Below are 20,953 nucleotides of genomic sequence, written 5' to 3' on the forward strand. Positions count from 1 at the left end.
GCGGCATGCCCCGAGACCGTCGAGAGACCGAATTGATGCCTCATATTTTGATCGTCGAAGACGAAACCATTATCCGCTCTGCCTTGCGTCGCCTGCTCGAACGTAACCAATACGAAGTCAGCGAAGCCGGCTCGGTGCAGGAAGCGCAAGAGCGCTTCAGCATCCCCAGCTTCGACCTGATCGTCAGCGACCTGCGCCTGCCGGGCGCGCCCGGCACCGAGCTGATCAAGCTCGGCCAAGGCACCCCGGTGCTGATCATGACCAGCTACGCCAGCCTGCGCTCGGCGGTCGACTCGATGAAGATGGGCGCGGTGGATTACATCGCCAAACCCTTCGATCACGATGAAATGCTCCAGGCCGTGGCGCGCATCCTGCGCGATCACCAGCAGGCCAAGAGCGCACCAGCACCCGCAACCAGCACGGCGAAAGCCAGCAGCGACAAGGTGGTGGACAACAGCAACGGCGAAATCGGCATCATCGGCTCCTGCGCGGCCATGCAGGAGATGTACAGCAAGATCCGCAAGGTCGCGCCGACTGATTCCAACGTGCTGATTCAGGGCGAGTCCGGCACCGGCAAGGAGCTGGTGGCCCGCGCCCTGCACAACCTGTCGCGCCGTGCCAAGGCGCCGCTGATCTCGGTGAACTGCGCGGCCATCCCGGAATCACTGATCGAATCCGAATTATTCGGCCATGAGAAAGGCGCTTTTACCGGCGCCAGCGCTGGCCGTGCCGGCCTGGTCGAAGCGGCCGACGGCGGCACCCTGTTCCTCGATGAAATCGGCGAACTGCCCCTGGAAGCCCAGGCGCGCCTGCTGCGCGTGTTGCAGGAAGGTGAGATCCGCCGGGTCGGTTCGGTGCAGTCGCAGAAGGTTGATGTACGGCTGATCGCCGCGACCCACCGCGACCTGAAAAGCCTGTCGAAGATCGGCCAGTTCCGCGAAGACCTGTATTACCGCCTGCACGTGATCGCCCTCAAGCTGCCCGCGCTACGTGAGCGCGGGGCGGACGTAATCGAAATCGCCCGTGCCTTCCTGATTCGTCAGAGCACTCGCCAGGGCCGTCTCGACCTGAGCTTTGCTGCGGATGCCGAGCAGGCGATTCGTCATTACCCCTGGCCGGGTAACGTGCGCGAACTGGAAAACGCCATCGAGCGCGCAGTGATTCTCTGCGAAGGCAACAGCATTTCCGCCGAGCTACTGGGCATCGATATCGAACTGGATGACCTGGAAGACGATTTCACCGGACTGCCCGCACAAAGCGGCGGCCTGGGCCATGAGCCGAGCGAACCGACCGAAGACCTGTCACTGGAAGATTACTTCCAGCACTTCGTTCTCGAGCACCAGGACCACATGACCGAGACCGAACTGGCGCGCAAACTCGGTATCAGCCGCAAATGTTTATGGGAGCGCCGCCAACGCCTGGGCATCCCACGGCGCAAATCCTCGGGGGCAACCGCCGGCTAGAGCGGCGCGCCAGGGTGACAGATGTGCGCCTTAGAGGTTCCCTCAGCTGTTACCCATTCAACATCTAGTAACAAAAGCCGGGGCTTACGGTAACGGGAACCCGGCTTTTTTATGCCATCTCATCGCCCTCACCACGGCTCAACACCTTGTTTTAAAAGGGATTGCAAAAACTGGCACGGGTTCTGCTTTATTGCTGGCATAACAACAATAACAAGCACGCTGCAACCCTAATAAAAATAAGACGTACCGACTCCAGCATAATAAAAACAACAACGCGGAGGCGTAGCTAACTGATTCTTTTGGTAAGGAATTGCCTTTGGGGCTTGCCCTAAAACCAGGCCGAGAATGATAAAACTGCCCCAAGGCAGCGCCAGAACTGGTTGGATCACAGTGTGATCATGGCAACATCAGCATCCAAAGCAATCCGTTTGCTCTTAGTTCCCAGCTTGGGAAGTTTTGCAAAAGTCCTTGACTGGATGGAACGGGCAAATCAACAAAAACAACAAGCCCGCCATAATAATAAAAACACAGCACGCACCAATTTGGGGGGGAGCTTCGGCTCCCCCAGTAGCTTCAAATCCCCCGCCTGCCGCCCTTTCCAGTCGTTTCCTCCATCAAACCCCGACTCAATGCTAGAATCCGCGCCATTCCTGCGGCCGGCATATACTCTGGCCAGTCATTTAGTCAAACAGTGCCTCCCATGCTGAAAAAGCTGTTCAAGTCCTTTCGTAGCCCCATCCGTCGTGGCAACCACTCGCACAGCACGCCCGAAGTGCTGAGCAGCAGCCAGCACCCGATCGAGCGCGGTGAAATCAGCCGCTACGCCATCAGCGTGGTCGAGCGCCTGCAACAGGCCGGCTACCAGGCGTATCTGGTCGGTGGCTGCGTACGCGATCTGCTGCTGGATATCGACCCCAAGGATTTCGACGTAGCCACCAGCGCCACACCCGAGCAGGTGCGTGCCGAGTTCCGCAATGCCCGGGTGATCGGCCGCCGCTTCAAGCTGGTGCATGTGCATTTCGGCCGCGAAATCATCGAAGTGGCGACCTTCCGCGCCAACCATCCCGAAGGCGATGAAGAAGAGAACAGCAACCTGTCTTCACGCAATGAGAGCGGGCGCATCCTGCGCGACAACGTCTATGGCAGCCTGGAAGACGACGCCCAGCGCCGCGACTTCACCATCAACGCGCTGTATTACGACCCGGGCACCGAGCGCATCCTCGATTACGCCAACGGCGTGCACGATATTCGCAATCACCTGATCCGCCTGATCGGCGACCCGACCCAGCGCTACCAGGAAGACCCGGTGCGCATGCTGCGCGCGGTACGCTTTGCCGCCAAGCTGGATTTCGATATCGAGAAACACAGCGCCGCGCCGATCTACAAACTGGCGCCGCTGCTCGGCGGCATCCCCGCTGCGCGCCTGTTCGATGAAGTGCTCAAGTTGTTTCTCGCCGGCTACGCGGTGTACACCTACGAGCTGCTGGTGGATTACGGCCTGTTCGGCCAACTGTTCCCGGCCAGCGCCGAAGCACTGAAACTCAACCCGGACTACACCGACCAGCTGATCCGCAATGCGCTGGACAGCACCGATCTGCGCATTCAACAGGGCAAGACCGTCACCCCGGCCTTCCTCCTCGCGGCGCTGCTGTGGCCCGCCCTGCCGGCCCGCGTGATCAAGCTGCAGGATCGCGGTATGCCGCCGATCCCGGCCATGCAGGAAGCCGCTCACGAACTGATCAGCGAGCAATGCCAGCGGATTGCCGTGCCCAAGCGCTTCACCATGCCGATCCGCGAAATCTGGGATATGCAGGAGCGTCTGCCACGCCGCAGCGGCAAACGCGCCGACATGCTCCTGGAAAACCCACGCTTCCGTGCCGGTTACGACTTCCTCCTGCTGCGTGAAAGCGCGGGCGAGGAAACCGGCGGCCTGGGCGAATGGTGGACCCGCTATCAGGACGTTAGCGACAGCGAGCGGCGCACTATGATCCGCGACCTCAGCAGCAAGGACGATGGCCCCGGCGCGCCACGCAAGCGCAAACGCAGCACCAGCAAGCGCAAACGCGGCCCGGCGAGCGACAGCCCAAGCAGCCCTGCCGGCGAATAGACGAGGCCGCACAAGTGTCTTGTCGAATCATAAAAGCCTGCGTGGCGTGCCCGACCCTCATCCGGCGCTTCGCGCCACCTGCATTCGGTACATCCCTGTACCTCACCCTGCGGGCGGCTTGCGCCGTGCCAATCGGCAATCCTGCCGATTGGTCTCCCGGAGGGAGAAGGACATCAGCCGTCGTCGCTGCGCGACTTTCACGCTAATGGAGCGCGTGTATATCGGCCTGGGCAGCAACCTGGCCGCCCCGCTCGAACAACTGCGCAGCGCTTTGGCCGCCCTGGCCGCGCTGCCGCATACCCGCCTGAGCGCCCAGTCGTCCTTCTATGCCAGCGACCCGCTGGGCCCGGCGGATCAGCCGCGCTACGTCAATGCTGTGGCCGCACTGGACACCGAACTCAGCCCACTGGCCCTGCTCGATGCGCTGCAAACCATTGAGCTGGAACAGGGCCGCACACGCAAGGCTGAACGCTGGGGTCCGCGCACCCTCGATCTGGATATCCTGTTGTTCGGCCAACGCCAGCTGGATGAGCCGCGCCTTACCGTGCCGCACTACCATATGCATGCCCGCGCCTTCGTCCTCTACCCGCTGGCGGAAATCGCCCCGCAGCTACGCCTGCCGGACGGTCGCGCCCTTGGCGAACTGCTCGCCGCCTGCCCCTTCGAAGGCCTGGAACGCATAGACGAATCGCCTTTGTAGGGTGGACATGGTGCCGCCTTGTCCACGGCTCGCACGGCAATGGCGGACAAGCCTTCTGCTTGTCCGCCATTGCCGCGTTGCACCTGCTTTTCATGGCGCATAACCGAGCGCAGTAGGTTTCATTGACGGTAACGTCAGTAACAGGCCGGTAACACCTGCAATTGACTTCGCGCCCCCCCATCAGGACTATAGGCGTCCCGTTGCTCCGCACCGGTGCAAATCGAGGCCAATGCAGGCCAACTTGAAGCAGCACAACTGCTGACTGAACGCCTGAGTGAGGACAGTTTTCATGCCTGATGTAACCCTGACCACCCTGCAAAGCCTCAAGCAGAGCGGCGAGAAGATCGCCATGCTGACCTGCTATGACGCCACGTTCGCCCAGACGGCCTGCCAGGCCGGCGTCGATGTGCTGCTGGTGGGCGATTCCCTGGGCATGGTCTTGCAAGGCCATGACAGCACGCTGCCCGTCACTGTCGCCGAGATGGCGTACCACACCGCCAGCGTCAAACGTGGCAATCAGGGCGCGCTGATCCTCGCCGACCTGCCGTTTATGGCCTATGCCACGCTTGAGCAGGCCCTCAATAACAGCGCCGCGTTGATGCAGGCCGGTGCGCATATGGTCAAGCTCGAAGGCGCGGCCTGGCTGGCCGAGCCGATTCGTCACCTGGCCGAGCGCGGCGTGCCGGTGTGCGCGCACCTCGGCTTGACCCCGCAGGCGGTGAATATTCTCGGTGGCTACAAGGTACAAGGCCGCCAGGAAGCCCAGGCGCGGCAGATGCGTGCCGATGCCATGGCCCTGGAGCAGGCCGGCGCGGCCATGCTGCTGCTCGAATGCGTGCCCAGCGAGCTGGCCGCAGAAATCAGCCAGGCGGTGAAGATCCCGGTGATCGGTATCGGCGCTGGCGGTGCCACCGACGGCCAGGTGTTGGTGCTACACGACATGCTCGGGCTGTCCCTGAGCGGGCGCACGCCGAAGTTCGTGAAGAACTTTATGGCCGGCCAGAGCAGCATCCAGCACGCCATCAGCGCCTACGTTAAAGCGGTCAAAGACCAGAGCTTCCCAGCAGCCGAACATGGATTTTCTGCATGAACACAGTTAAAAGCGTGCGCGAGTTGCGCGCCGCTGTTGCCCAGGCGCGTGCCGAAGGCAAACAGATCGCCTTCGTGCCGACCATGGGCAACCTGCACGCCGGCCACGCCGCGCTGGTGGAAAAAGCCGCCCAGCGCGCCGATTTTGTGGTCGCCAGCATCTTCGTCAACCCCTTGCAGTTCGGCCCCAGCGAAGACCTCGACAAGTACCCACGTACCCTGCTCGCCGACCAGGAAAAGCTGGTCGAAGCCGGTTGCCATCTGCTGTTCACCCCGGATGTCGAGGACATGTACCCGCACGGCATGCACGACCAGACCCGCGTCAGCGTACCGGGGGTTTCCGAAGGACTGTGTGGCGCCAGCCGCCCTGGACACTTTGAAGGCGTGGCCACCGTGGTGAGCAAGCTGTTCAATATGGTGCAGCCGGATCTGGCGATCTTCGGCCAGAAGGATTTCCAGCAACTGGCGGTGATCCGCACCCTGGTGCGCGACCTGAATATGCCGATCCAGATTATTGGCGAGCCCACCGTACGCGCCGACGATGGCCTGGCGTTGTCTTCACGCAACGGCTACCTAAACGCCGAACAGCGTGAAGCCGCGCCCGTGCTGTACCGTTCGTTGCAGGAGATGGCCACGGCGATTCGTGCCGGCGAGCGCGACTACGCCAAGCTGATCAATGCTGCGCAGCAGCAACACAGCGCCGCCGGCTTTCGCCCGGATTACCTGGAAGTACGCGAAGCCAATAGCCTGCGCCCGGCCACCGCCGATGATCGTCAGTTGGTGATTCTGGTCGCCGCCTTTATCGGCAGCACCCGACTGATCGACAACCTGGCCTTCGACCTCGACACGCCAGGCTGATCCACTGCGTGGATGCTGGCCCAGCCAGCGCCAGTTACACTCAAGGCCCGGATCACTCCGGGCTTTTTTGCATAAATCGTCGCACCCAGAGCAAGGAACACGCACCGATGGCCTATTTCCAGCAGCCGCATGACGTCACCAGCCTGCCCGCCTGGCAGGCGCTGCGCCAGCACCGCGAGCAGATGAACGATTTCAGCATGCGCGAGGCCTTTGCCAGCGATGCGCAGCGCTTTAACCGCTTCTCCCTGAGCAGCTGCGGCCTGCTGCTGGATTACTCGAAGAACCTGATCGACGAAAAGACCCTGGCACTGCTGGTGCAACTGGCCGAACAAAGCCAGTTGGGGGAGTCCATCCAGACGCTGTTCAAGGGTGACAAAGTCAATGCCTCCGAAGGCCGCGCTGCTCTGCACACCGCCCTGCGCAGCCCGATTGGCCGCAGCCTGAAGCTCGATGGTGTCGACCTGATCCCCCAGGTCCATCGCGTGCTCAACCAGATGACCGACCTGGTCAGCCGCATCCACAGCGGCCTATGGCGCGGCTACAGCGAAAAACCCATCACCGAGGTGGTGAATATCGGTATCGGCGGCTCCTTCCTCGGCCCGCAGCTGGTTTCCGAGGCGCTACGGCCGTTTACCCAGCGCGGCGTGCGCTGTCATTACCTGGCCAATATCGACGGTAGCGAGTTCCGCGACCTGACTGCCCGGCTGAACCCGGAAACCACCCTGTTTATCGTCTCGTCCAAGTCCTTTGGAACCTTGGAGACCCTGAAAAACGCCCTCGCCGCCCGCGACTGGTACCTGGCCATGGGCGGCCCGGAAGCCGAGCTGCACAAGCACTTTATCGCGGTGAGCAGCAACCAGAAGGCCGCCGTCGAGTTCGGCATCAAGGCGGAAAACGTCTTCCCGATGTGGGACTGGGTCGGCGGGCGCTATTCGCTGTGGTCGGCCATCGGTCTGCCGATTGCCCTGGCGATTGGCATCTCCAACTTCAAGGAGCTGCTGGCCGGCGCCTATGCCATGGACCAGCACTTCACCCAGGCGCCATTGGCCGAGAACATGCCGGTGCTGATGGCCCTGCTGGGTATCTGGTATGGCAATTTCTGGGACGCGAAAAGCCAGGCGATCCTGCCGTACGACCATTACCTGCGCAACTTCACCAAGCACTTGCAACAGCTGGATATGGAGTCCAATGGCAAATCAGTACGCCAGGATGGTAGCCCCGTAGACTTCAATACCGGCTCGGTGATCTGGGGCGGCGTCGGCTGCAATGGTCAACACGCCTATCACCAGTTACTGCACCAAGGCACCCAGCTGATCCCGGCCGACTTTATCGTGCCAGTCAACAGCTTCAGCCCGCTGGCCGACCATCACCAGTGGCTGTTCGCCAACTGCCTGTCGCAGAGCCAGGCGCTGATGCATGGCAAAACCCGCGAGGAAGCCGAGTCCGAGCTGCGCGCCAAGGGCCTGGAAGAGGCTGAAGTGCAACGCCTGGCGCCGCACAAGATGATTCCCGGCAACCGCCCGAGCAATATCCTCGCGCTCAACCGCGTCGACCCGTTTGGCCTCGGCGCGCTGGTGGCCCTGTATGAGCACAAGGTCTTCGTGCAGAGCGCCATCTGGGGCATCAACGCCTTCGACCAGTGGGGCGTCGAACTGGGCAAGGAGCTCGGTCAGGGCGTCTACCAGCGCCTGACCGGGCAACTCGACACGCCGGCCAGTGATGCCTCGACCCAAGGGTTGATCCAGCACTTCCGCGAGCGCCATCGCGGCTAGCAGGCCGTTGAAAAACTACCTACGTTGCTGATACTGCGTTGAAAACAGGCTCGGCAAGCCGCTTGCGGCTAACGCGCTTCAGCGCGGCCCGTAGGGCGAGCGAAGCGAGTAATGCTCATTTACAGCCAGTAAACTCCGCTTCCTCGCCTGTTTTCGCCTTGTCTCAGCTGCCTCGCCTAGATTTTTCAACGGCCTGCTAATCACACACGACTCACGGCCCGGCATGGATGCACAGGGCCAGCACTTGAACCAAGCCCCCGCCTGGTCCACCCTTAAGGGCATCGCGGAAAACAACAAGGACCCGCCATGTTCGAAATTACCCGCCACCCCGTACCCGACGCCATGCGCCAACGCGCCCACCTGAACAACGACGACTACCTGCGTCTTTACCAGCAGTCGATCGAGCAGCCGGAAACCTTCTGGGCCGAGCAGGCCAAGGCCTTCCTCGACTGGAGCAAACCCTGGACCAGCGTGCAACAGGGTGACCTGCTCAGCGGTCAGGGCTCCTGGTTCAAGGGTGGCCAGCTGAATGTCAGCTACAACTGCATCGACCGCCATCTGCAACAACGCGGCGAGCAGATCGCGCTGATCTGGGAAGGCGACAACCCCAGCGAATCGGCCAATATCACCTACAACAAGCTGCACAGCCATGTCTGCCGCCTGGCCAACGTGCTGAAAAGCCGTGGGGTGAAAAAGGGCGATCGAGTGTGCATCTATATGCCGATGATCCCCGAGGCCGCCTACGCCATGCTCGCCTGCACGCGCATCGGCGCGGTGCATTCGGTGGTGTTCGGCGGTTTCTCCCCGGACGCCCTGCGCGACCGCATTCTGGATGCCGATTGCCACGTGGTGATCACCGCCGATGAAGGCGTACGCGGCGGCAAATACGTGGCGCTCAAGGCCAACGTCGACAAGGCGCTGCAGAGCTGCCCGGATGTCAGCACGGTGGTAGTGGTCGAACGCACCCAGGGCCAGATCGACTGGATCGAAGGCCGCGACATCTGGTACCACGAAGCCCTGCACGACGCCTCCAGCGACTGCCCGCCCGAGCCGATGGACGCCGAGGACCCGCTGTTTATCCTCTATACCTCCGGCTCCACCGGTAAGCCAAAAGGCGTGCTGCACAGCACCGGCGGCTACCTGCTGATGGCCGCCATGACCCACAAATATGTATTCGACTACCACGAGGGCGATATTTACTGGTGCACCGCCGATGTTGGCTGGGTCACCGGGCACAGCTATATCGTCTACGGCCCCCTGGCCAACGGCGCCACCAGCCTGATCTTCGAGGGTGTGCCGAACTACCCGGATGCCTCGCGCTTCTGGCAGGTGATCGACAAGCATCAGGTGAATATCTTCTACACCGCCCCCACCGCCCTGCGCGCCCTGATGCGCGAGGGCGAGGGCCCGGTGCAGCAGACCAGCCGCGCCAGCCTGCGCCTGCTCGGCTCGGTGGGCGAACCGATCAACCCGGAGGCCTGGGAGTGGTATTACAACGTGGTCGGTGAGCGCCGTTGCCCAATTGTCGATACCTGGTGGCAGACCGAAACCGGCGCCATCCTGATCACCCCGCTGCCCGGCGCCACCGACCTCAAACCCGGCTCGGCGACCCGGCCGTTCTTCGGCGTACAGCCGGTACTGCTGGATGAGCAGGGTAAGGAAATCCACGGCCCTGGCTCAGGCGTGCTGGCGATCAAGGACAGCTGGCCGAGCCAGATTCGCAGCGTCTACGGTGATCATCAGCGGATGATCGACACCTACCTCAAGCCCTACCCCGGTTACTACTTCAGCGGCGACGGCGCACGCCGCGATGAGGACGGTTACTACTGGATCACCGGACGGGTGGACGATGTGATCAACGTCTCCGGTCACCGCATCGGCACCGCCGAGGTGGAAAGCGCCCTGGTGTTACACGACGCCGTGGCCGAGGCCGCGGTGGTCGGCTACCCGCATGATCTCAAGGGCCAGGGCATCTACGCCTTTGTCACGCCGATGAACGGCGTGCAAGTCAACGACGCGCTGAAGAAGGAACTGCTGGCCCTGGTCGGCAAGGAAATCGGCAGTTTCGCCAAGCCCGAGCTGATCCAGTGGGCACCCGCCCTGCCGAAGACCCGTTCGGGCAAGATCATGCGGCGCATCCTGCGCAAAATCGCCTGCAACGAGCTGGAAAACATGGGCGACACCTCGACCCTGGCCGACCCCAGCGTGGTGGACGGACTGATCAAGCAACGGCTCAATCAATAACGCCATGCCCATGTAGGAGCCAGCTTGTGACCTCCATGGATGGAGGAAATGCAATAAGCCGCCGGGAGCGGTTGCTGCCTGGCGATCCGCAGCTGATCACCAGGCAGCTGGCTCCTACAGTCCTTCAGCCGAGCCTTAGCGCCCTATGGAATTTATCCGCCGCCGCATCGAACGTCAGGTGCTCAGCCTCAGCGGTATCGCCCTCGGCCAGATCGACTTCGAACAGCCCCTAGGCGACCCCGGCCTGTTCGGCCCGGATTCGGTGAGCTGGCAGGTGCATGGCGACTTCACCAGCATGCTGATCGGCGGCATCAGCGCCTTACTGCTGCAAGCCCTGCATCCACTGGCATTGGCCGGGGTGTGGGACCACTCGAACTTTCGCGACGACCTGCTCGGCCGCCTGCGCCGCACCGGACAGTTTATTTCCGGCACCACCTACGGCTCGCGCGCCGACGCCGACTGGCTGATCGACAAGGTGAAAACCATTCACCTCAAGGTCAGCGGCACCGCCCCGGATGGCCGCGCCTACGCCGCCAGTGACCCGGCGCTGCTGACCTGGGTGCATGTGGCCGAGGTGCACAGCTTTCTTCAGGCTCATCTGCGTTACCGCAACCCGCAACTAAGCGAGGCCGATCAGGACCGCTACTACGCGGAAATCGCCCTGATCGCTGCACGCCTGGGGGCCAGCCAGGTGCCGCGCTCACGCGCCGAGGTCGCCGCCTACCTGGCGGCTGTGCGCCCCGAGTTGTGCTGCGACGAACGCTCCCTGGAAATTCTGCGCATCCTGCTCCATGCACCAGCCCCCAGCGCCCTCGCCGCCCCGGCGGCCAAACTGCTGATGCAGGCGGGTATCGACCTGCTGCCGGAGTGGGCGCAGGAGATGCTCGGCCAACAGATCAGCCCGGCGCGCAGCCGGCTGATCCACGCTGGCGTGCACAGCCTGGCCCCGGTGCTGCGCTGGGCAGTGCGCGGCGGCGCCATTCACCGCGCGCGCAAACGTTTGCAGTTGCCACCACGCTGACCGGCCGGTTCGCGCACTGGCCGTACACAAAGCCGCTGTGCCACCATAGCGACCTTTCGCGGCCCGCCGCGCCTGTCATTTGTGAGGATCGCGTTATGCAAGACGTCGTCATCGTTGCCGCCACCCGCACCGCTATCGGCAGCTTCCAGGGTGCGCTGGCGAATATCCCGGCACCGGAACTGGGCGCTGCGGTAATCCGCCGCCTGCTGGAACAGACCGGCCTGGACGGCGCGCAGGTCGATGAAGTGATCCTCGGCCAGGTACTCACCGCCGGTAGCGGGCAGAACCCGGCGCGTCAGGCCGCGATCCTCGCCGGCCTGCCCCATGCAGTGCCGGCGCTGACCCTGAACAAGGTCTGCGGCTCGGGTCTGAAAGCCCTGCACCTGGGTGCCCAGGCGATCCGCTGCGGCGACGCCGAGGTGATCATCGCCGGCGGTATGGAAAACATGAGCCTGGCCCCCTACGTCATGCCTGGCGCGCGCACCGGCCTGCGCATGGGTCACGCCAAGCTGATCGACAGCATGATCACCGATGGCCTGTGGGACGCCTTCAACGATTACCACATGGGCATCACCGCCGAGAACCTGGTCGACAAATACGACATCAGCCGTGAAGCCCAAGACGCCTTTGCCGCCGCGTCGCAGCAGAAAGCCTGTGCAGCCATCGAAGCCGGGCGCTTCGCCGACGAAATCACCCCGATCCTGATCCCCCAGCGCAAAGGCGACCCTGTGGCCTTCACCACTGACGAGCAGCCACGCGCCGGCACCACCGCCGAATCCCTGGGCAAACTCAAGCCTGCGTTCAAGAAGGACGGCAGCGTCACCGCCGGCAACGCTTCCAGCCTCAACGACGGCGCCTCCGCCGTGCTGCTGATGAGCGCCGCCAAAGCCCAGGCCCTCGGCCTGCCGGTACTGGCGAAAATCGCCAGCTACGCCAACGCCGGCGTCGATCCGGCAATCATGGGCATCGGCCCGGTTTCAGCCACCAAGCGCTGCCTGGAAAAAGCCGGCTGGAACCTGAATGAGCTGGACCTGATCGAAGCCAACGAAGCCTTTGCCGCGCAAGCCCTGGCGGTCGGTAAAGAATTGAATTGGGATGCCAGCAAGGTCAACGTCAACGGTGGCGCCATCGCCCTCGGCCACCCAATCGGCGGCTCCGGCTGCCGCGTGCTGGTCACCCTGCTGCACGAGATGATCAAGCGCGACGCCAAAAAAGGCCTCGCCACCCTGTGCATAGGCGGCGGTCAGGGCGTGGCACTGGCTATCGAACGGGCCTGATAACAGCGCTCAGCCATAGCGACAAAAAGCCGGCCCCATCAATCCGGGGGCCGGCTTTTTTATTTGCCATCGACGGCACTGATGATTGCTATTGACCACCTGCGTTTCTCAAGAGTCGGGCTGCGGCGCAACATCAGCCCCGTAGTCACTTACCCCACTCTTCCGAGGACGCCACCATGAACAAGTACCTGATCGTTTCCCTGCTTGCCGCCAGCCTGACCAGCCATGTTTTCGCCGCAGACGGCGCAGAACGCAGCCTAAGCAACCGCATCGCCGCTGATGGTTTTGACCGTACCAGCAGCAACCGTATCGCCGAAGACGGTGCCGACCGCACTGGCGGCAACCGCGTAGCCGAAGGTGGCGCAGATCGCACTGGCGCTAACCGCATCGCCTGATCAAATAACACTCGCAAATTAAAGGGCACCTTAGGGCGCCCTTGCTGTTTTTGCCGAGCCTGCGTCCCGGCAGGTGAATCTTGATAAACTGCGCGCCCTCCTTTTTCGAGTCGCCGCGCATGCTCTCCCTCGACCAGGCGCTGCGCGCCGCGCTGAACAATCGTCAAGACCTGCTGGCCGAACTGCATCAGCAAGGCACCGACTGTTATCGCCTGTTCCACGGCAGCCAGGAAGGTGCCGGCGGCCTGACCGTCGACCGTTACGGCCGGCAACTACTGGTGCAGAGCTTTCACCAGAGCCTCAATCGCGACGAACTGCTGCAACTGGCCGAACAATGCCAGGCCAGCCTTAGCGCCCCACTGCTGTTGGTGTACAACGACCGCTCCCAGGGCAACTCGCGGATCGACCGCACGGATGCGGTCTACCAGGCCGAGCCGGCCGCGCTGGAAGACCTGATCGGCCATGAATGGGGCCTCAACTACCGCGTGCGTGGCCGCCATGCCGGGCAAGACCCGTTGCTGTTTCTCGACCTGCGTAACGCCCGTGGCTGGGTCAAAGCCCACAGCGTCGGCAAGTCGGTGCTCAACCTGTTCGCCTATACCTGCGGCGTCGGCTTGAGTGCAGCAGCAGGAGGGGCCAGCGAGGTGCTTAACCTGGATTTTGCTGAGGGCAATCTGGCGGTGGGTCGCGAAAACGGCGCGCTCAACCCCGAGTTACCCGCCATGCAGTTTGTCCAGTCGGACTACTTCCCGGCGATCCGCCAACTGGCCGGGCTGCCGATCAACGCGCGGCGTGGGCAGAAGCTGCCGCATTACCCGCGCCTGGAGCAGCGTCAGTTCGATCTGGTGCTGCTCGACCCACCGGCCTGGGCCAAAAGCGCCTTCGGTACCGTCGACCTGCTGCGCGATTACCAAAGCCTGCTCAAGCCGGCGATTCTCGCCACCGCCGCTGATGGCGTGCTGATCTGCTGCAACAACCTGGCGAAAGTCGCCCTCAGCGACTGGCGCGAGCAGGTGCTGCGCTGCGCGGAAAAACTCGGTCGCCCGGTGCGCGATTGCCAGGTGCTGCCGCCGGCCAGCGACTTTCCCTCGCAGGATGGCCAGCCGCCGCTGAAGACCCTGATCCTGCAATTCTGATCGACCCCGCAAAGCATAGAAAATCCCATGCAGAGCCGCTGTGGAACCGTACGCGCGTGCCATACTCCAAGGCATTTATCGTCGGGATAGATGACGCTCTTATGCTTAAAGGAATAAAGCGCGCCGCCAGCGCCATTGCCATCGCCGTTGCCCTCTACAGCCTGCTGGGCTTTTTGATTCTGCCCGGCATCGGCCTGCGCATCGCCAACCAACAGCTGGCGCAATACGCCGCAGTACCCGCCACGCTACAGCGCCTGCAACTCAACCCGTTCAGCCTGGAGCTCAGCCTCTGGGGCCTGCAGATTGGCGCAGCCGAACAGCCGCAGGTCGCCTTCGAACGGCTGTATGCCAACCTGCAACTCGACAGCCTGTGGAACGGCGTATTGCATCTGGCCGATATCGAGTTGGACAAGCCGCACAGCGAAGTGCTGTTCGGCAAGGACGGCCGGCTCAACCTGACCCAGCTGTTCAAGCTGCCGGCCAGCCCACAGCCCGCGGCCGAAGAGCCGGCCGGCGAGCCGTTCCCGCTGCGGATCGCGCGGATCAAGCTGAGTGGCGGCAACCTGCACTTTCAAGACCTGCGTCCCAGCGAGCCGATCGAGTTTGTATACGACGACCTCAGCTTCGAACTGCACAACCTCAGCACCCTGCAAGGCGACAGTGCCGACATGAGCCTGATCGCCATCGGTCCCAAAGGCGGACGCATCGACTGGACCGGCAACCTCAGCCTGGTGCCGATCAGCTCCAGCGGCAGCCTGAAAGTGACTGACGGCAAGCTGAAAGCCATCTGGCCCTATGTACGCGATGCCGTACCGCTGGTTCTGGAGGACGGCACCATCAACCTCAGCAGCGACTACAGCCTGAACCTGACCAAAGGCAGCGAACTGCTGCTGAGCAACACCCAGCTCAGCATCAGCGACTTTGCCATCAAGAGCCCGGCGGACAAACCGCTGCTGCGCCTGGAACGCCTGGATATCAGCGAAACCAGCGTGGACCTGGCCAAGCAGCAGGTCATAGTCGGCAAAATTCGTAGCCAGCAGCTAGAAACCTGGGCCGCGCGCGAAGCTGATGGCCAGCTCGACTGGCAGAAACTGCTGGCCAGCCAACCCGTCAAACCAGCTCCAGCTCCAGCTGCAAATGAGGGTGGCGCAGACGCCAACGCGACAACAGAAGCCGCGCCGATAAACGACCCAACCGAGCCGACCACCGCAGAGCAATCCGCCGAGCTGGAAACCGCCACTGCCGGCCAGCCGCAAGAACCCCGCAAACCCTGGCAGGTGATCCTGCGTGACGTGCAATTGCGCGACTCTCAGGTGCATCTGGCCGATCGCGCCGGCGGTGCGGACGTCAACATCGATCTGGCCCCACTCAATCTCGACCTAAGCAACTTCGACAGCCTGGGCACCTCCCCCTTCGTCCTCAAGCTCGACACTGGAGTGAATAAAACCGGGCAGATCAAGGCCGACGGCCAGGTGCAGCTGACCCCCACCACGGCCAAGCTGCAGGTTGCCACCCGCGATATCGACCTGCGCCTGGCGCAAACCTACCTGAGCCCCTTCGTGCGTCTGGAGCTACGCAGCGGCAAGCTGGGCAGCGACCTGGCGGTTGACCTGCAAAGCGTCGAACCGCTGGCCTTCAGCGTTGCCGGGCACGCCGAGATCAACCAGCTGCATACCCTCGACACGCTCAAGGACCGCGACTTCCTTAAATGGCAGCAGGTGCTGCTTGAGGGGCTCGATTACCAACACGGCAAGGGCCTGGCGATCGGCCACATCAAACTGCAGCAGCCCTATGTGCGCTTTATCATCAACGAAGACCTGAGCACCAATATCAACGACCTGCTGGTGCCCCAACCCGCCAGCGCCACGCCCGTCAAAGCACCGGCCGAGAAGCCGCTGCCGATTCGCATCGGCGGCATCAGCATCAAGGACGGTTCGGCCAATTTTGCCGACCTCAGCCTGACGCCCAACTTCGCCACCGCCATCCAACAACTCAACGGCCAGATCGGCACGCTCGACAACCAGAGCGCGAAAACCGCCAGCGTGGATATTCAGGGCAAAGTCGACAAGTACGCGCCGGTCAGCATCAAGGGCCAGCTCACCCCGTTCGACCCGATGAACAGCCTGGATATCGCCACCAGCTTCAAGAACGTCGAGCTGACCACCCTGACGCCCTACTCCGGCAAGTTCGCCGGCTTCCGCATCCGCAAGGGTCGACTCAACCTCGACCTGCATTACCGGATCGAGCAAGGCCAGCTCAACGCCGAGAACAAGCTGCTGCTGGAAGACCTGCAACTGGGTGAGAAAGTCGACAGCAAGGACGCCATGGACCTGCCGATTCGCCTGGCCGTGGCCCTGCTCAAGGACACCGACGGCAATATCGAGATCCAGCTACCGGTGCAGGGCAACCTCAACAGCCCGCAATTCAGCGTGATGCCGATTGTCTGGCAGACCCTGCGCAACCTGATCCTGCGGGCGGCCCAGGCGCCGTTCAAATTTATCGGTGGGCTGGTCAGCGGTGGCAGCGATGTCGACCTCAGCACCGTACGTTTCACTGCCGGCGCAATCGAACTCGATGGCGACGCGCAGAAAGCCCTGGACACCCTGGCCAGCGCCCTCAAGGCACGGCCGACCCTGCGCCTGGAGATCGAAGGCATGAGCGCGCAAAGCAGCGACGGCCCGCCACTGGCCGCCGCGCGCCTGGAACGCGAATACCAGAACACCTGGTACAAGATGCTGCAACGCCGCGGTGATGATGTACCCGCTGACGCCAGTGAGCTGGCGGTGGATGAAGCCGACAAGGCGGTGCTGCTCGAAGGCATCTACCGCACCCGCCTTAAACAGCAACCACCGGCCGAGTGGACTGAACTGGCCGACGCGGAACGCAGCGCGAAGATGCGCGAAGCCGTGCTGCAATCCTGGGCACAGAGCGAACTGCTGCAGCGGCAGCTGGCCCAGGCACGGGCGGCAGAAATAAAGAACTACCTGGTCGAACGCGGCGGCCTGGCCGACGAACGTATTTACCTGCTGGATGTCAACATTGCACAGGCTGACGCCGATGGCCGCGTCGCCACCACCCTGCACCTCGGCAGCGAGTAAGGTCTTCGTCATATGCGCGTATTGGCTACAACGCTGCTCCTTGCCCTGGCGGGCGCACCGTTTCTGGCCCAGGCCGAAACGCTGCGCTGCGGCAGCCAACTGGTAAGCCTGGATGCCCGGCGTTTTGAGGTACTGCAGAAATGCGGCGAGCCGGCCTTTCGCGACCTGGTCGGCTACTCCCTCGGCCCGAACGAGCGCCGCGAATACCAGATCGAGGAATGGGTCTACGGACCGGATAACGGCATGCTGAGCATTCTCACCTTCGAAGGCACACGTTTGCGCGCTATTGAGCGGCGCCGTAGTCGCTAAACCCTTCTCTCGGAAGTCATGATGAAGAAACTGATCTGCAGCCTGCTGATACTCCTTCCCCTGGGCGCTCACGCCTCTTCAACCCTGCGCTGCGACAGCGGGTTGATCAGCCTTGACGACTCGACCAGCATCGTCAGCAGCAAATGTGGCGAACCGATCAGCCGTGAATTTGTCGGCTACCGGGAGGTGCTCGACGAATACGGGTTTCGCAATGAAGTCGCCGTGGAGGAATGGGCCTATGGCCCGCGCAATGGCATGTATCAATTTCTGCGTTTCGAAGGCAATCGCCTGATCAAGATCGAAAGCAAGCGCGGCAGATAACCACCGCTGCCTATCCTTTACCTGTAAAAAAGCCCCGCAAGCAATGCCTGCGGGGCTTTTTTACAGCTGATTACAGCTTGCTGCTGAACTCACGCAGCTCGTCCTGCGCCTTTTCCTTGGTCCAGCCGTAGCGCTCTTGCAGCTTGCCGGCCAGGTACTCGCTATGGCCCTCGGCGACGTCCAGGTCATCGTCGGTCAGGTTGCCCCAACGCTCCTTAATGCGGCCATTAATTTGCTTCCACTTACCTTTGATAATGTCAGCATTCATCTGAGTGTCCTCGTCGTTGAGTGGTTGCCAGGCTGAGTCAGCTCGCCCGGCTCACGTCCTTGGGTTATTCGGCAGTTTTAAGTGCTTCGGCGATACCTGAGTACTATCGCAAGCGCTGTGCCAATCTAAAAAATTTATTTTATTGATAAATATCAATTACTTACAAAAATAAAGAACAGCCTGAGTCGTGCAGTCTGCATGTTAGGGCCAGCTGCACAGGGCATCTTGCACGACACCTGTGACCACTACAGACGGCGAGGCATAACGGCTCGGTTTTTCGCAGACAAAAAAGAGGGCCCCGAAGGGCCCTCTGTTCTGCTACTAAACGACGTGGTGTTTACACACCCGAGGCTTTGGCAGCGGCTACATCCTTGATCGACAGCTTGATACGGCCGCGGTTATCCACGTCCAGTACCAGTACTTCAACTTCCTGACCTTCTTTCAGAATGTCGGTGACTTTCTCAACCCGAGCGTCGCTCAGCATGGAGATGTGCACCAGGCCGTCTTTACCCGGCAGGATGTTGACGAAGGCACCGAAGTCGACGATGCGCTCAACCTTGCCGACGTAAATCTTGCCGATTTCAGCTTCCGCGGTGATGCCCAGTACGCGCTGACGCGCGGCCTCAGCCGCTTCCTTGGTTTCGCCGAAGATCTTGATCGAACCGTCGTCTTCGATATCGATCGAGGCCTTGGTTTCTTCGCAGATCGCGCGGATGGTCGCGCCACCCTTGCCGATCACGTCGCGAATCTTGTCCTGGTCGATCTTCATCGCGATCATGGTTGGCGCGTTAGCCGACAACTCGGTGCGCGAAGTGGCGATCACCTGGTTCATCTGACCGAGAATATTCAGGCGTGCTTCCAGCGCCTGATTCAGGGCGATTTCCATGATCTCTTCGGTGATGCCCTGGATCTTGATGTCCATCTGCAGCGCGGTGACGCCCTTGGCGGTACCGGCTACTTTGAAGTCCATGTCGCCCAGGTGGTCTTCGTCGCCGAGGATGTCGGTCAGCACGGCGAACTTCTCGCCTTCCTTAACCAGGCCCATGGCGATACCGGCAACCGGTGCCTTCATCGGCACACCGGCGTCCATCAAGGCCAAGGAAGCGCCGCAAACGGAAGCCATCGAGGACGAACCGTTGGACTCGGTGATTTCCGACACCACACGGATGGTGTACGGGAACTGGTCGGCAGCTGGCAGCATGGCGGCGATGGAGCGACGCGCCAAACGGCCGTGACCGATTTCACGGCGGCCAGTGGCGCCCATGCGACCACACTCGCCCACCGAGTACGGCGGGAAGTTGTAGTGCAGCATAAAGGGGTCTTTGCGCTCGCCTTCGAGGGTGTCGAGCAGCTGCGCGTCACGCGCGGTACCGAGGGTAGCGACTACCAACGCCTGGGTTTCGCCCCGGGTGAACAGCGCCGAACCGTGGGTCTTGTCCAGAACACCGACTTCGATGTTCAGGCCACGCACGGTGCGGGTGTCACGGCCATCGATACGCGGTTTGCCGTTGACGATGTTCTCGCGCACGGTGCGGTATTCGATTTCGCCGAAGGCGTCTTTCACTTCACCAGCAGACGGCTGACCTTCGTCGCCTGCGAACTTGGCAACGATTTCATTGCGCAGCTCGCCCAGACGGGCATAACGCTCGTGCTTGACGGTGATGGTGTAAGCCTGGGAGATCGCCTCGCCGAATTCGCTACGGATAGCGCTCAGCAGTGCAGTGTTCTCAGCTTTTGGCTGCCAGTCCCAGGTCGGCTTGGCGGCTTCGGCAGCCAGCTCGGCAACCGCGTTGATCACCACCTGGAATTCGTCGTGGGCAAACAGTACGGCACCGAGCATCTGGTCTTCGGTCAGCTCTTTGGCTTCCGACTCAACCATCAGCACGGCATCTTTGGTACCGGCTACGACCATGTCCAGGCTCGAGGCCTTGAGCTGCTCGTAAGTCGGGTTCAGCAGGTAGCCGGTTTCCGGGTGGAAGGCTACGCGCGCAGCACCGATCGGGCCGTTGAACGGGATACCGGAGATGGCCAGCGCAGCCGAGGTACCGATCATCGCAGCGATGTCCGGATCGGTCTTCTTGCTGGTGGAGATCACGGTGCAGATAACCTGCACTTCGTTCTGGAAACCTTCTGGGAACAGCGGACGGATCGGACGGTCGATCAGACGCGAGGTCAGGGTTTCTTTCTCGCTCGGGCGCGCTTCACGCTTAAAGAAGCCGCCAGGGATCTTGCCGGCTGCGTAGGTTTTTTCCTGGTAGTGCACCGACAGCGGGAAAAAGCCCTTGCTTGGGTCGGCAGTCTTGGCGCCGGTGACGGCAACCAGTACGGCCACGTCGTCGTCAACGGTGACCAGCACTGCGCCGGAGGCTTGACGGGCGATACGGCCAGTCTCGAGGGTAACGGTCGATTGACCGAACTGGAACTTCTTGATTACCGGGTTCACGGTGTTTTCCTTCTCTTTGTTGCCCTTGGGGAAAGCGTTTCTTGCAACCGTTCTATCACTGCAACGTGAACAAACGGGTCTTGCAGAATCTGTGGGCGGTTACGGGAATCGGACCCGCTAGCGTCCAAAACAGCTAAAGCAGAAAAGCAAAAGCTGGAAGCAGGGGCAAACCCCACTTCCAGCTTCGGCAGTCAGCTACGCGTAAGCATTGCTTAGCGACGCAGACCCAGGCGACCGATCAGGGCGCTGTAACGACTGACATCCTTGCCCTTCAGGTAATCCAGCAGCTTGCGACGCTGGTTAACCATACGGATCAGGCCACGACGCGAGTGGTGGTCTTTACCGTTGGCCTTGAAGTGGCCTTGCAGCTTGTTGATGTTGGCGGACAGCAGTGCAACTTGCACTTCCGGGCTACCGGTGTCGCCAGCAGCTTGCTGGTAGTCAGTTACGAT

Annotated in this window: 17 protein-coding genes; 14 read left to right on the top strand and 3 right to left on the bottom strand. The window is 61.9% G+C overall.

The features are described 5' to 3' along the window. The first annotated feature begins 35 nt into the window (after positions 1-35). The 14 genes from WA145_RS10665 (at position 36) to WA145_RS10730 (ending at position 17,790) form a co-directional block, all read left to right on the top strand. Complete coding sequence (locus WA145_RS10665) at positions 36-1,463, top strand: sigma-54-dependent transcriptional regulator (protein WP_422581556.1); 1,428 nt, start codon at positions 36-38, stop codon at positions 1,461-1,463. 700 nt (positions 1,464-2,163) lie between these two features. Continuing rightward, the gene (locus WA145_RS10670; protein WP_422581557.1) at positions 2,164-3,570 is read left to right on the top strand and encodes a polynucleotide adenylyltransferase PcnB; all 1,407 of its coding nucleotides are present in this window, start codon (positions 2,164-2,166) and stop codon (positions 3,568-3,570) included. A 205-nt stretch (positions 3,571-3,775) separates the two neighbouring features. Next, positions 3,776-4,270 carry a 2-amino-4-hydroxy-6-hydroxymethyldihydropteridine diphosphokinase gene (folK, locus tag WA145_RS10675; RefSeq protein ID WP_422581558.1) on the top strand — a complete coding sequence of 165 codons (495 nt, stop codon included), beginning with the start codon at positions 3,776-3,778 and terminating at the stop codon, positions 4,268-4,270. A 289-nt stretch (positions 4,271-4,559) separates the two neighbouring features. Further along, positions 4,560-5,360: a 3-methyl-2-oxobutanoate hydroxymethyltransferase gene (gene panB / locus WA145_RS10680; protein WP_422581559.1), complete on the top strand. Its 801-nt coding sequence runs from the start codon at positions 4,560-4,562 to the stop codon at positions 5,358-5,360. Next, positions 5,357-6,217, top strand: coding sequence for a pantoate--beta-alanine ligase (gene panC / locus WA145_RS10685; protein WP_422581560.1), 861 nt, complete (start codon positions 5,357-5,359; stop codon positions 6,215-6,217). Before panB ends, panC begins: the two co-directional genes overlap by 4 nt. 107 nt (positions 6,218-6,324) lie before the next feature. Further along, a complete protein-coding gene (gene pgi, locus WA145_RS10690; protein ID WP_422581561.1) occupies positions 6,325-7,989 on the top strand; it encodes a glucose-6-phosphate isomerase in 1,665 nt (554 codons plus the stop codon). A gap of 306 nt (positions 7,990-8,295) precedes the next feature. Then, positions 8,296-10,233: an acetate--CoA ligase gene (gene acs / locus WA145_RS10695; protein ID WP_422581562.1), complete on the top strand. Its 1,938-nt coding sequence runs from the start codon at positions 8,296-8,298 to the stop codon at positions 10,231-10,233. Positions 10,234-10,378: 145 nt separating this feature from the next. Next, a complete protein-coding gene (locus WA145_RS10700; protein WP_422581563.1) occupies positions 10,379-11,254 on the top strand; it encodes an oxygenase MpaB family protein in 876 nt (291 codons plus the stop codon). Positions 11,255-11,349: 95 nt separating this feature from the next. After that, positions 11,350-12,531, top strand: a complete 1,182-nt coding sequence (locus WA145_RS10705; RefSeq protein WP_422581564.1) for an acetyl-CoA C-acetyltransferase — start codon at positions 11,350-11,352, stop codon at positions 12,529-12,531. Positions 12,532-12,707: 176 nt separating this feature from the next. Then, complete coding sequence (locus WA145_RS10710) at positions 12,708-12,926, top strand: hypothetical protein (RefSeq protein ID WP_422581565.1); 219 nt, start codon at positions 12,708-12,710, stop codon at positions 12,924-12,926. A gap of 119 nt (positions 12,927-13,045) precedes the next feature. Continuing rightward, the gene (locus tag WA145_RS10715; protein WP_422581566.1) at positions 13,046-14,062 is read left to right on the top strand and encodes a class I SAM-dependent rRNA methyltransferase; all 1,017 of its coding nucleotides are present in this window, start codon (positions 13,046-13,048) and stop codon (positions 14,060-14,062) included. Between the two features lie 101 nt (positions 14,063-14,163). Beyond that, the gene (locus WA145_RS10720; RefSeq protein WP_422581567.1) at positions 14,164-17,160 is read left to right on the top strand and encodes a DUF748 domain-containing protein; all 2,997 of its coding nucleotides are present in this window, start codon (positions 14,164-14,166) and stop codon (positions 17,158-17,160) included. 12 nt (positions 17,161-17,172) lie between these two features. Next, positions 17,173-17,469, top strand: a complete 297-nt coding sequence (locus tag WA145_RS10725; protein WP_422581568.1) for a DUF2845 domain-containing protein — start codon at positions 17,173-17,175, stop codon at positions 17,467-17,469. 21 nt (positions 17,470-17,490) lie between these two features. Further along, on the top strand, positions 17,491-17,790 hold the full coding sequence (locus tag WA145_RS10730; RefSeq protein WP_422581569.1) for a DUF2845 domain-containing protein: 300 nt from the start codon (positions 17,491-17,493) through the stop codon (positions 17,788-17,790). A gap of 70 nt (positions 17,791-17,860) precedes the next feature. On the opposite strand, the gene WA145_RS10735 is transcribed toward WA145_RS10730, so the two are convergent. The 3 genes from WA145_RS10735 to rpsO all read right to left on the bottom strand — a co-directional run. Beyond that, positions 17,861-18,058, bottom strand: coding sequence for a CsbD family protein (locus WA145_RS10735; protein ID WP_422581570.1), 198 nt, complete (start codon positions 18,056-18,058; stop codon positions 17,861-17,863). 337 nt (positions 18,059-18,395) lie between these two features. Next, positions 18,396-20,501: a polyribonucleotide nucleotidyltransferase gene (gene pnp, locus WA145_RS10740; RefSeq protein ID WP_422581571.1), complete on the bottom strand. Its 2,106-nt coding sequence runs from the start codon at positions 20,499-20,501 to the stop codon at positions 18,396-18,398. Positions 20,502-20,713: 212 nt separating this feature from the next. Beyond that, positions 20,714-20,953 (bottom strand): 30S ribosomal protein S15 (gene rpsO, locus WA145_RS10745; RefSeq protein WP_422581572.1); only part of this gene is annotated, 240 nt, incomplete at its 5' end.

Origin of the sequence: Pseudomonas sp. (assembly GCF_049301935.1) — a bacterium.
GTDB lineage: Bacteria > Pseudomonadota > Gammaproteobacteria > Pseudomonadales > Pseudomonadaceae > Aquipseudomonas.

Excerpts from the sequence above, each read along its gene's own strand:
- WA145_RS10665 (WP_422581556.1), top strand. The coding sequence starts at position 36 with ATGCCTCATATTTTGATCGTCGAAGACGAAACCATTATCCGCTCTGCC.
- WA145_RS10670 (WP_422581557.1), top strand. The coding sequence starts at position 2,164 with ATGCTGAAAAAGCTGTTCAAGTCCTTTCGTAGCCCCATCCGTCGTGGC.
- folK (WP_422581558.1), top strand. The coding sequence starts at position 3,776 with ATGGAGCGCGTGTATATCGGCCTGGGCAGCAACCTGGCCGCCCCGCTC.
- panB (WP_422581559.1), top strand. The coding sequence starts at position 4,560 with ATGCCTGATGTAACCCTGACCACCCTGCAAAGCCTCAAGCAGAGCGGC.
- panC (WP_422581560.1), top strand. The coding sequence starts at position 5,357 with ATGAACACAGTTAAAAGCGTGCGCGAGTTGCGCGCCGCTGTTGCCCAG.
- pgi (WP_422581561.1), top strand. The coding sequence starts at position 6,325 with ATGGCCTATTTCCAGCAGCCGCATGACGTCACCAGCCTGCCCGCCTGG.
- acs (WP_422581562.1), top strand. The coding sequence starts at position 8,296 with ATGTTCGAAATTACCCGCCACCCCGTACCCGACGCCATGCGCCAACGC.
- WA145_RS10700 (WP_422581563.1), top strand. The coding sequence starts at position 10,379 with ATGGAATTTATCCGCCGCCGCATCGAACGTCAGGTGCTCAGCCTCAGC.
- WA145_RS10705 (WP_422581564.1), top strand. The coding sequence starts at position 11,350 with ATGCAAGACGTCGTCATCGTTGCCGCCACCCGCACCGCTATCGGCAGC.
- WA145_RS10710 (WP_422581565.1), top strand. The coding sequence starts at position 12,708 with ATGAACAAGTACCTGATCGTTTCCCTGCTTGCCGCCAGCCTGACCAGC.
- WA145_RS10715 (WP_422581566.1), top strand. The coding sequence starts at position 13,046 with ATGCTCTCCCTCGACCAGGCGCTGCGCGCCGCGCTGAACAATCGTCAA.
- WA145_RS10720 (WP_422581567.1), top strand. The coding sequence starts at position 14,164 with ATGCTTAAAGGAATAAAGCGCGCCGCCAGCGCCATTGCCATCGCCGTT.
- WA145_RS10725 (WP_422581568.1), top strand. The coding sequence starts at position 17,173 with ATGCGCGTATTGGCTACAACGCTGCTCCTTGCCCTGGCGGGCGCACCG.
- WA145_RS10730 (WP_422581569.1), top strand. The coding sequence starts at position 17,491 with ATGAAGAAACTGATCTGCAGCCTGCTGATACTCCTTCCCCTGGGCGCT.
- WA145_RS10735 (WP_422581570.1), bottom strand. The coding sequence starts at position 18,058 with ATGAATGCTGACATTATCAAAGGTAAGTGGAAGCAAATTAATGGCCGC.